Raw genomic sequence first — 11,064 nt, 5'->3', positions numbered from 1 at the left:
CACGCCCTGAACGCGGCGGCGGGCGCGGCTGGCCAGCTGCCGGGCGGCCGCGGGACTGCGGTCCACGATGGACGCGATCTCCTCGAAGGGCACCGCGAACATGTCGTGCAGGACGAACGCGAGGCGCTCGGCCGGGTCCAGCGTCTCCAGGACGACCAGCAGGGCCAGGCCCACCGAGTCGGCGAGCATCGCCTGGTGCTCGGGGTCGGCGCCGTCCTCGGGGTCCAGGGCGGGCTCGGTGACCTGGGCCTCCAGCGGGTCCTCACGGCGGGCCCGGCGCGAGCGCAGCATGTCCAGACAGACCCGGCCCACGATCGTCGTCAGCCAGCCGACCAGGTTCTCGATGTCGTCCGTGTCGGCACGGCTGAGCCTCAGCCAGGATTCCTGAACGGCGTCGTCGGCCTCGCTCAGCGAGCCGAGCATCCGGTAGGCCACCGCTCTCAGATGGCTCCGGTTCTCCTCGAATCGCTGCGCCAGCCACTCGCGCTCGTCCATCGGTCACATCCTTTTTGGTTCGCGTTCCGTCAATCCCCTGACGAACCGGCCCCGGCGAATGTGACAACGTACGCCGCCGGTGGGCTCGTTCGCCGGTCCCCCGGCCGGCCAACTGTCGCACACCGCCGGGCATTTCGGACCCGGCGGTGTGCGGTGCGTCACCAGGCCTGTCCGGCCTGCTGCCGGGTGGAGGCGTTGAGGCGGTTGAACAGGTTGACCACACCGATCTGGAGGACCAGGGCGGCCAGTTGCTGCTCGTCGTAGTGCTTCGCGGCCTCGTTCCACACGGCGTCCGGCACCGCGTCCTCGCGGTCCGCGAGCCGGGTGACGTGCTCGGCGAGCGCCAGCGCGGCGCGCTCGGCGTCGCTGTAGAACGGCGTCTCGCGCCAGGCGCCCACCGAGAAGATGCGCTCCTCGGAGACGCCCGCCTTCTGCGCGGCCCTGGCCGACGCGTCCAGGCACGGGCCGCAGCCGTTGATCTGGCTGGCGCGCAGGTGGACCAGTTCGAGGGTGGCGTCCTCGACACCGGCCTTACGGATCGACTTGATCAGACCCAGGATGGCCGTCATGGAATCGGGCAGCACCTGCGCCGGGTTGTTCATCCGCGGAGCGGACATCGTCATCTTCCTTCAGCAGTACGGGTTGTGGGGAGAGAGACAGGGGGGGTGCTCACCAGGGCAGTGCGCCCTGGTCCTGTACGAACGTGGCGGTGGGGCCGTCCGCGTCCAGGGTGGCGAGCTTCACGGCGATCGCCGCGCCCTGCTCGGCCGACTTGTAGCCTTCGCCCCCGGTGATGTCGGTGCGGCACCAGCCCGGGTCGACCGCGTTGACCTTGATCGGGGTGTCCCACAGCTCCTTGGCGTAGGACACCGTGATCATGTTGAGCGCGGTCTTGGAGGAGTTGTACGGCAGGTTGTTCACGTGCCAGATCGGGTGGTCCTGGTTGAGCACGTTGGTGAGCGAGCCCATCTCGCTGGACTGGTTGACGATCCGGCCCGCCGGCGACTTGCGCAGCAGGGGCAGGAACGCGTTGGTCACCGCCACCACACCGAAGACATTGGTCTCGTAGAGCGAGCGCATGGTCTCCAGCGAGGTGGTGCTGGGCCGGCCCTCCTCGTGCGAGACGGTGATTCCGGCGTTGTTCACCAGGATGTCGAGCTTTCCGTAGGCCAGGTCGATATAGGTGGCGGCCTTCTTGATGCTCTCCGGGTCGGTGACATCGATCTGCACAAAGGGCTGACCGAGCTTCTCGGCGGCGGCTTTGCCGAGTTCCTCGTCGCGCGCACCCACGATCGCGGTGATTCCCAGCTCGCCGAGCTGGCGCGCGATTTCGAAACCGATTCCTTTGTTGGCACCTGTGATGAGGGCGATGGTCTTCATGGGGGGAATCCTTACAGTCGAATCTTGAACTCCACTTGAATGCAAGTGGTTCGGAGCAGGTCAGCTCGCCGCGGCCTTGGGGCGCCGGGGCTTCGACCAGTTACGGGTGATGGGGCGCTCGATCAGCGCGTACAACGCCCAGGAGGCGAGCAGCGCGATGGCGAATTCCACCAGGACGATGCCAATCGTCTGCGGCACCGAGTACATGTCGTGGCCCAGCCACTTGCGCACATATGCGAGTACGACGAAATGGACGAGATAGAAGGCGAAGGACACTTCGCCCAGCCAGATCATCGCGCGATTGCGGAACAGCGTGAATTGGTTCCTCGCGTCGGCGGTGGCGGCGGCCGCGATCAGGAAGATGATCGGGATGATGGTCATGGACCGCTGCGAGTAGAGGAACGGCACGTGGGAGGCCCACACATAGCTGCCGGCCAGCAGCACGCTCGACCAGGTCATGCCGATGTTCCACCAGCGTCCGTTGAGCACGGCCTGCGCGACCAGCATGCCGAGCGCGAAGTCGAGCAGCCGCACCGGCGGGAAGTTGTACGCGAACCAGTACTGGTTGGTGGAGGCGCGGGCGCCGAGCGCCGCGCCGCCGGGGAAGTTGGGGTTGTCCGGCAGCAGCAGGTAGGTGAAGAACGGCGTCGCGATGATCGCCGCCGTCACACCCGATATCCAGTACTTGAGGTGCCCGGCCCTGATGCGGCGGAATACCTTGTGCAGCAGCGGGAAGGAGAGATAGAAGAGCAATTCGCAGCCGAGCGACCAGCTGGGCTGGTTCACGCTGGAGAACACATCGAACGTCGGGACCCAGACGTGCACCATGAGCAGGTTGAGTACGGCGGTCCTGGTCGGCGTGTAGGCCGAGGCGAAGAGGACCATGGCCAGCAGCCAGGTGATCGCGTAGTTCGGGTAGATCTTCACGATCCTGCGGCGCCAGAAGGCGCGCGTGGTGTCCGTTTCCCGGACGGCCCAGGTGAGCACGAATCCGCTGAGGACGAAGAAGAACGTGACGCCGAGGGCGCCCGCGTTGCGGGTGACGTCGAACCAGTCCATCGCCGCGTCGTCGTCCTTGACCAGACGCAGGAACGGGAACGGCAGTCCGGTGTGGTTGAGGAACACCAGGAGGGCGGCGGGGAAGCGCAGTCCCGTCAGCGAGGGCAGCCGGGTGGTCTCGGGGCGCAGCCAGCCGTCGCGGGTGGCGACCGTGCGTAACCCGCTCGACTTCCCCAGTCGTAAGGACCGTGCCCGGCGGCCCGGTCCGGCCGCCGCGCCCGGCGGCCCGGCGCCGATCGTGTCGCCTTGAGTCATGGCAAACCCTCCTGAGGCATGGGGAGTTGGCCTCTCGCCGGGACAGGAGAGAGGTTCTCGGCTCGTTCGATCGTCGCCCACCGCAAGGGAGCGTCCCTTGAGCGATGCCCAAGGCCCCATCAAGGATCTTGATGATCGCCCTCCGCTTCAAGACGGGGCGAACCGGGGCAGCGCAGAATTCAGCCACCAACTACAGGAACGGCACGTTCCCGTCCGGGAATTGCCTGCTCCAGGTCAGAGGAACGTCAGAGAAGTGTCAGATCCAGCCGTACGTGGCTTTGCTCACACTTGACCGACAGGAGTCATCTCCGCCCTGCCGCCTTACACCGGCATCGGCTCGAAGTCCCAGTACGGCCGTGCCCCGCTCCTCATGTACGCGGTCTGGCGGTGGTTCTCGCCCAGGGCGAGCGTCAGGGTCGTCACCGCGTCCCGGAGCAGCTCGGCGGCCTGGGCCCGGCGGCCGAGCGCCCTCAGGTCCTGGGCGAGGCCCGCCTGGAGGTTGACCGCGAGGACGTGTGTCTGGCCCACCGAGGTCACCGCCCGCACCAGCGCGGAGCGGCCGAGCTCCGCCGCGCCCGGCAGATCGCCGTCGGCCGCCCTCGCCGATGCGGCGTTCATGGCGCAGCCCAGCGTCCAGGGGTGGACGTGGCCCAGCACCCGGGTGAAGGCCCTGAGGTTGCGTTCGCAGAGCTCGCGGGCGGCGCGGTGCTCGCCCGTCTCGCGCAGCACCAGGGCCACGTTGTCGTACGCGCCGATCGTGTACGGGTGTTCCGCGCCGAGCAGTTCCTTGTATCCGGCGGCCGCCGACGAGGCCAGCTCGTGTGCCTCGCCGTGCCGTCCCAGGTCCCTCAGGAGCATGGCGTAGTCGCAGGTGAACGCGGTCGCGTCGGCGCGCCGCAGCATCGCCTCGCGGGCCTCGCACAGCAGCCCTCTGGCCCGCTCGGGCTCGCCGTCGCGGCGCAGGCACAGGGCCAGGTTGTGCTGGGCGGTGAGCGTCTGGGGGTGGTCGGCGCCCAGGATCTGGCGGTGCAGCCGGTGGTTGTACTCCTGGATGGTCAGTGCCTCGCCGTACCGGCCCATCAGCCGCAGCATCTGGGCCTTGTAGAGCCCTGCCTGGAGGGTGAGGTGGTCCTTGCCGCCGAGGACGGAGATGCACTCCTCCAGGACCTCCTCGTGGCGCGAGAGGGACTTGGCGTAGTGGCCCTGGAGGGCGAGGGTGACCGCCAGGTTGTGGCGGATCGCGAGCAGCCGGGGCACCTTCCAGTCGCCGAGCAGCGCCGCGGTCTCCCCCGCCGCCTCCTCGAACAGGGCGCGCGCCTCGGCGTACTTGCCGAGCACCATCAGCGTGCCGCCCAGACCGTTCTTGGCGCGGACCACCTCGATGCCGCCGCGGCCCTCGGCCATCAGCCGCCGCAGGGTGCCGCGCCCCAGCTCCTCGGCACGGCCGTACTCCCCCAACTGGCGCAGCATGTGCGCGAGTTGGTGGGTGGCGACCAGGACGAGGCCGTCGGTGGGGCCCGACAGGGGCCGCCAGGACTCCACGGCGAGGCCGCTGAGCCGGCGCCCCTCGCGGAACTCGCCGCGCACCCGCAGGTACTCGATGCAGTTGAGGACCAGACGGCGCACGTCCGGGTCGGTGGCGGTGAGCGCCCCGGACGGCTCCAGATGCGGGATGAGCTCCGCGTAGCGCGGCCAGTTGTGGGAGCCGGCCGGGTCGCGCGGGTCCGCGGCGACCAGCACCCGGCAGGCGGTGGCGGTGGCCCGCTCGTGGTCCTGCTCGGGCAGGCTGCCGCGGACGAAGCGGTGCAGCAGCCGGTGGATGCGCAGGGAGCCGACGGTACGGGTGCCCAGGCGGCCGGGTTCGTCGTACTCCAGCGGCGTGGAGGTCACCCGGGAGAGCGTGCGCAGCGCCGAGTTCCAGCTGCTGGGGTCGGTGACCAGGTCGGCGAGGTGCTGCGGCAGATCGCTGACCCGGGCGTTCTGGAGCAGCCGCAGCGGCACGGAGTCGGGCGAGAAGTGGGCGAGCAGCTTGAGCAGCTCCCAGGCCTCGGCGGAGGTCTCGTTCAGGCTGTTGAGCGTCTTGGACCAGGCGGCCTGGAAGCTCGCCGGGTACTCGCGCGACGGCATGGTGGAGACGGTGTGCGGATCGCCCTGGCTGATGCCGCGCACATAGTCGGCGACGGAGGCGGCCGGGTTGTTGGCGATCCAGGTGGCGGTCTGGTCGAGCAGCAGCGGCAGGTCCTGGACCGCCTCGGCGAGCCGGTCCGCGTCGTGCTCGTCCAGGCGCTCGGCGCGGCGCCGGGCGAAGGCGACGCTCTCCTCGCGGTCGAAGGGCGGCAGCTGCACCAGCTGGGCGCCGAGGCCGGGCCACTCGGGCGAGTTGGCGGTGACCAGGACGTGCCCGGGACCCTCCGGGATGAGCTCGCCGACCGCCTCCGGGCTCTCCGCCCCGTCGAAGACGACCAGCCAGCGCCGCCCGGTCGTCTCCAGCGCGCCGCGCACACCGGTGATGACCTCGCCGAGCCGGCTGCCCTGGGGCAGGCCCAGGGCCGGGGCGAGCGCCGCGAAACCCTCGCGGGCGCTGGCCTTGGCGGCGGCGCCGACCCACCAGACGATGTCGTACTCCCCCGCGAACCGGTGCACGTACTCCATCGCGGCCTGGGTCTTGCCGACGCCGCTCAGCCCGTGCACCACCACCCGGCCGCCCTCCTCGCCGGAGGCCGCCAGGATGTCGTGGATCCGCTCGAAGGCGTCCTCGCGGCCGGTGAACTGGCGGTTGCGGCGCGGCGCGTTCCAGATCCCGGGCCGGTCGTCGGGGAAGCGGATGGGCCGCTCCAGGACGACCGCGCCGGGGTGCCCGGCGGGACCCGCGCACTCCAGGACGCGGCGGCGCGCCGCGTCGGGGCCGACCCCGCGCAGCGCGATGGGGCGCAGGGTGGCCGCGGCGGGCGGCAGCGGTTTGGCGGTGACGCTGACGGCGGCGACGCGGTCGCGGTGCTGCGGCAGGGTGTCGCGCAGCAGCCGGGCCCAGCCCTGGTACTTCTCCGAGTCGAACCGCAGATACCAGTCGTCCAGGACCACCAGGATGTGGCCGGGCGGCTCCAGCAGGTCGGCGAGGGCCGAGTCGGCGGGCTTGAGGTGCAGCGGATCCCACCGTATGAGGACGGCGGGGTGTCCCGCCCGCTCCAGCTGCTGCCCGATCCAGTCGGCCCAGGCCTGGCTCTGCCCGGCGAAGAGCACCGTGACGCGGGGTGACTCCTCGGCCGGCTCGGGCAGCGTGGGCTCCACGGCGCCCTCGTGGTCGGACATGCGGCGGACTCCCTCGGCTCGGGCCGGAAGCTGCTGGATGTGCGCGCACTTTCAATTGTGCGTCACAACGGTGTACATGAGCAGGAGTTGGCGGTCACGGGCCTCCCCGCCGGGGCCCGTCGGCGTCCGCGAGGCGGGCCGCGACGTGGCGGATCAGCCGCTCCAGGTCGGCGCAGTACACGCTGGGGTGGAGGAAACCGCTGTACGGGGCGTACCGGTGGGCGTAGTTGCCGCCCCCGCACACCTCCAGCACCGGGCACTGCACACAGTCCCGCGCCAGCCCGGCGGCACCCAACTGGCGTGCGGCGACGCCGGGATGGCGCAGGGCCCGGTCGAAGGAGTGGCGGAAGACGTCGAGTCCGGTGGCGGAGGCGCCCTCGTACGCCGAGCGCAGCGCGCCCGTCTGCTCGATCGTGCCGTCCGTCTCCACCACGACGGCCACCATCGGGGAGAGCCCCACCGACTCGACCGAGCTCGGCACGCCCAGGAGCAGCGCCACGATCTCCTGGAAGAGCCGCACCCCGGTCCGCATCCGGTCGTCGTCCCACCACAGGTCGAAGACCCGCACCAGCCAGTCCCCGTACGGGGTGGGGCGCGCGCGCCGCCCCGGCACCGGGGCCGGGGCGATCCCGGGCGGCGGCGCGGCCCAGGTGCCGTGCGGCAGCAGCAGGTCGATGCCGGGCGGGCCGAGCGCGAGCAGCGAGCGGTAGACGTCCTCGGGGTCGGCGGCGAGGTCGACCGTGCACAGGATGCCCGCGTACGCGGCGGGGCGCCGGGCGAGCAGCCGGGCGGCCGCGGCGACGGCGGGCCAGGAGGAGCGGCCCCGGCGGTCGGTGCGGCGGGTGTTGAGCCGGGCCGCTCCCCCGTCCAGGCTCAGTCCGACCCGGACGCGGGCGGCGGCGAGCCGGTCGAGGGTGCGCGGGGTGAGCAGGGTGCCGTTGGTCTGCACGGTCGCGGTGACCTCGCAGCCGCCGGGCACCACGCCCCGCACGGCCTCGCGCACCGCGCGCCGCACCTCGGCCGCGTACGCGAGGACGGGACCGGCCCCGCCGAGGAGCGGTTCGCCGCCGTGCAGGTCGATGCGGAGCGCGGTGAGCCGGTGGGCGGCGGCGTGCTCGGCGATGCGCCGGGCGGTGCGGCGCACGGTCGGCTCCGGGACCCGGGCCGGGCGCTCGCGCCAACTGGTGTCCTGGCCGCGGTAGATGTAGCAGTAGTCGCAGGCGAGGTTGCACCGGCTGTGCACCTTCAGGACGAACTGCCGCAGCGGTACGGGCCGCACGGCGTCCGGATCCAGCTCACGGTGCGGCCAGCGGGGCTCCTCGGCGGTGGTCACGGCACATCTCCGGGGCCGGGCTCGCCGGGGCGGACCGAGGGCGTGTCCGCGAAGTACGCGCCCGCCGCGTCCGAGGGCGCCGCGGCCGCCGGCGCGTCGCTGAAGTACGCCCCGGCGCGCCCGGCGGGCCCGGGCCGGTGGCACAGGTCGGCGAGGACCGCGGCCAGCACGGGGTGCCCGCACTCGTGCGGGGAGCGGGCCGCCAGAGGGCGCAGCGCCGGCAGCGCCGCGGGGTCCGGCAGCGCCCTTCCCCCGTCCGTCGCGGTCGCCGTCACGACGCTCCCAGCTCGCCGTCGAGCCGGTGGATCTCCGCCCGGCTCAGGGCCTCCGCCTCGGTGTCGGCCGCTCCCGACTCCGCGGCGGCCGAAAGGACGCGCAGTACCTCAAGGTGCTCCTCCCGTGCTCGTGCCGGTCCCGCCGTCCGCTCAAGGAGCAGCGCCCGCACCTGACGCGCCCGGGCCTCGGTCAGCGGCTCCCCGGCCGCCCTGCTCTCCGCCGCGGCCCGCAGCGCGTGGTCGGCCGCCTCGCCGAGCCGGGACGGCGAGCCGGTCCGCTCGGACAGCAGCCGCAGCACCTCGGCGCGCAGCAGCCAGATCCGGGCGAGGACCGCGCTGCGCTCGGTGGCCCGGGCGGCCGCGCCCAGTATCCAGTGGGCCTCGTGCAGATCGGAGAGGACCTCCTCGGCGTGGAAGCGCTGTACGTGCGCGGCGCCCAGCAGATAGCGCCTGCGGGCGAGTTCGGGGTCGGACTCGGAGGTCTCGTCGAGCGCCCGGCGCAGCGCCCGCACCGCGCCCCGGGCGTCGTCGACGGACTCCATGGCGCGGGCGCGCGCGGTGAGCGCGTCGCCGAGCTCGGTGAAGGCGGCGGCGCGGCGCGGGTCGTCCGGGCCCATCAGCTCCAGCGCCTCCGACCAGGCCACCACCGCCGAGTCGAGGTGGGTACGGCTGCGGGTCGACTCGTACCGCTCGCGCAGCACCTTCGCCATCCGCAGCAGGCACACGGCCTGGGCCTCGCGGTCGGGGCCCGCGTAGCGGCGCGCCTGGTCCAGGGCCTGCAGGACGATCAGCCGGGTGGCGTCGTCGGGCTCGGCCCGGGAGAGCTCCACGGCGTCGGCGTTGTCGAGCCAGGCCCGGCTGATCTCGGCGTCGGTCACCGAACCCGGCGCCAGCGTCTCGAACCCGGCGTAGAGGTCGGTCGCGGCGCGGTCGGCGTAGGCGCGGGCGGTGAGCAGCGCCTCCTCGTCGCGGCCGGCGGCCGTGTGGCGGGCGAGAGCGAGCAGCAGCGAGCCGCGCAGCAGCAGGACGTCGGCGGTGCGGCCCTCCGTGAGGAGCGCGTCGCTCACCCGGACCGCGCTGTCCAGACAGCCGCCCGCCCACTTCGGCTCCAGCTCCGCGAGCCGCCGCAGCACCCGCACCCGGGCCAGCGAGGCGGCCCGCCAGTCGGCACGCTGGGCCGCGGAGGCCGGCGGGATGCCGCCGATCAGGGCGAGGCTGCTGTGGGCGCGGTTGAGCAGGTACAGGGCTACCTCGTGGGGCGAGCGCACCTCCGGGCGCCGCGGTTCGGCCTCGGCGTCCGGGAGCGCCGGGGGCGCCTCCGGGACCGCGGGCGGCCGCCAGGGCTCGCCCGGCCGTCCCGGCGGCCCCTGCGGCTCGGTCAGCACCCTCAGCCACCACGCCTCGTCCGCGCCCGCCCTGCCCGACTCCGCCTCGTCGGCCATCGCCTCCAGGATCCGGGCGAGGGTGAGATGGGCCCGGCGCTCGTGCGGCAGCGCCTTCTCCACGGCGGACAGGGCCTCGCCCAGGTCCTCGCCGAGGCGCCGCAGCTCCCAGCGCAGCAGCAGCGCCTGCGCCAACTCCCCGTACAGATAAGCCCGTTCGGCGATCCGCTCCTCGCCCCGCACGGCGGCGCCCAGCAGCTGGACGCCCATGTCGAGGTCGCGGACCGTGCCGTACGAGCGGAACCGGTCGAGGCAGTCGTGGGCCCGCTCGGACAGCTCGCGGGGACCCGCGCCGTCGCCGCCGCCCGGCTGGACGAACTGGTCGGGCCGGCCGAAGCGCCGCAGCACCTGGGCCGAGACCCGGGCGAACACCCGCAGCCGGGAGTCGTCGGAGGGTCCGGCGGGCGCGCTGCCGCCGGGGTCCACCGACCCGGCGAGTACGGCCGCGGCGAGCGCGGGGAAGTTGCGCACGGTCCGCCCGTAGCGCCGCTCCACGTACTCCGAGCAGTGCTTGAGCACCAGGATCGCGCTTCCGGCGCCGAGGTGTTCGAGCAGTTCCTCGCGCACTCCGTCCAGGAAGGCGTAGCCCGGCAGGCGCTCCCCGCCGCCGCTCTCCTCGTCGGTCCGCAGCAGCCCGCTGAGCAGCACCTCGGCCAGCACCTCGGGCCCGCTGTCGACCAGCATCGCCCGCTGGACCAGCTGCATCACGGGCAGCACCAGGGGCGCCGCCGACAGACAGGCGGCGAGCTGGGCCGCGTCGGGCGAGGCGGTGTCGCGGAACGCGGCGACCCGCTCGGCGGGCGTGAGGACCTGCTCGGCGCGGGTGCTCCCGCCGGCCGGGGCGTGGTCGGCGCGGACCCGGCCGGCCGCCGCCTCCATGGTCTGCTCGGTGGAGCCGCTCACCAGCCGCGCCCAGGCGCCGAACGAGGACTGGCGCAGGGCGAGCACCGGCACCGGGATCCCCCGGGCCTCGCGGCCCCGCTCGGGCCTGCGCGGGCGGAACTCCAGCCGCCCGGCCGGGCCTTCCCGGCGCCGCAGCACCCCCTGCCGGGTGGGCAGATGGGTGGAGCGCCACATCCGCTGCGGCAGCGGCTGTACCACCGCGAGCGGGGCGGTCCGCGCCCAGCCGTACAGCAGCCGGTGCAGCTGCCCGCTGCGCCACATGGGGCCCGCGCAGTCACTGAGCAGCAGGGTCAGCGAGCGTCCGGCCGGGTCCCAGAACTGGGACGGGTCGACGAGGTGCCCCCCGGGGGCGACGCCGGTGCCCACGCGCGGCCCGCCGTCCGCGCCCTCGTGCAGATAGTGCAGCTGCACCTCGCGGAAGGCCCCGGCCCGCTCGCAGACCTGGCGCAGCTCGTCGAGGGTCTGCTCCCACACCACGGTCGAGGAGGAGACGTCCATCAGCAGGGCGAGCCTGGCCTGGCGGCGGCGGTCGGGCCGCAGCACCGGCAGGATCAGCCCGGTGTCCGCCGCCCGGTCGGCGGTGGCCTGCTCGTCGAGGCGGCGGCCGGTGGTG

At 73.2% G+C, this 11,064-nt stretch carries 8 protein-coding genes; all 8 read right to left on the bottom strand.

Annotated elements, in window-relative coordinates; genetic code table 11:
• On the bottom strand, positions 1-495 hold a 495-nt coding region (locus tag A8W25_RS30785; RefSeq protein WP_158942829.1), incomplete at its 3' end, for a sigma-70 family RNA polymerase sigma factor.
• A 158-nt stretch (positions 496-653) separates the two neighbouring features.
• Positions 654-1,112, bottom strand: a complete 459-nt coding sequence (locus A8W25_RS30780) for a carboxymuconolactone decarboxylase family protein (protein WP_067167747.1) — start codon at positions 1,110-1,112, stop codon at positions 654-656.
• Positions 1,113-1,164: 52 nt separating this feature from the next.
• A complete protein-coding gene (locus tag A8W25_RS30775) occupies positions 1,165-1,875 on the bottom strand; it encodes an SDR family oxidoreductase (protein WP_107470844.1) in 711 nt (236 codons plus the stop codon).
• A 60-nt stretch (positions 1,876-1,935) separates the two neighbouring features.
• Positions 1,936-3,189: an acyltransferase family protein gene (locus tag A8W25_RS30770; protein WP_079126549.1), complete on the bottom strand. Its 1,254-nt coding sequence runs from the start codon at positions 3,187-3,189 to the stop codon at positions 1,936-1,938.
• A 321-nt stretch (positions 3,190-3,510) separates the two neighbouring features.
• A complete protein-coding gene (fxsT, locus tag A8W25_RS30765; RefSeq protein ID WP_079126548.1) occupies positions 3,511-6,498 on the bottom strand; it encodes an FxSxx-COOH system tetratricopeptide repeat protein in 2,988 nt (995 codons plus the stop codon).
• Between the two features lie 94 nt (positions 6,499-6,592).
• Positions 6,593-7,831: an FxsB family cyclophane-forming radical SAM/SPASM peptide maturase gene (locus A8W25_RS30760; protein ID WP_234386699.1), complete on the bottom strand. Its 1,239-nt coding sequence runs from the start codon at positions 7,829-7,831 to the stop codon at positions 6,593-6,595.
• Positions 7,828-8,106: a hypothetical protein gene (locus A8W25_RS35320; protein WP_067167744.1), complete on the bottom strand. Its 279-nt coding sequence runs from the start codon at positions 8,104-8,106 to the stop codon at positions 7,828-7,830. Before A8W25_RS35320 ends, A8W25_RS30760 begins: the two co-directional genes overlap by 4 nt.
• The coding region (locus tag A8W25_RS30750; RefSeq protein ID WP_067167742.1) for an SAV_2336 N-terminal domain-related protein at positions 8,103-11,064 on the bottom strand (2,962 nt) is incomplete at its 5' end. The genes A8W25_RS30750 and A8W25_RS35320, both read right to left, overlap by 4 nt.

The organism is Streptomyces sp. ERV7 (genome assembly GCF_001653515.1).
In the GTDB taxonomy this organism is placed as follows: domain Bacteria; phylum Actinomycetota; class Actinomycetes; order Streptomycetales; family Streptomycetaceae; genus Streptomyces.
This window is presented reverse-complemented; position numbering and strand designations above follow the sequence as displayed.

Coding starts and splice junctions, on each gene's coding strand:
- A8W25_RS30780 (WP_067167747.1), bottom strand. CDS start 1,112: ATGTCCGCTCCGCGGATGAACAACCCGGCGCAGGTGCTGCCCGATTCC.
- A8W25_RS30775 (WP_107470844.1), bottom strand. CDS start 1,875: ATGAAGACCATCGCCCTCATCACAGGTGCCAACAAAGGAATCGGTTTC.
- A8W25_RS30770 (WP_079126549.1), bottom strand. CDS start 3,189: ATGACTCAAGGCGACACGATCGGCGCCGGGCCGCCGGGCGCGGCGGCC.
- fxsT (WP_079126548.1), bottom strand. CDS start 6,498: ATGTCCGACCACGAGGGCGCCGTGGAGCCCACGCTGCCCGAGCCGGCC.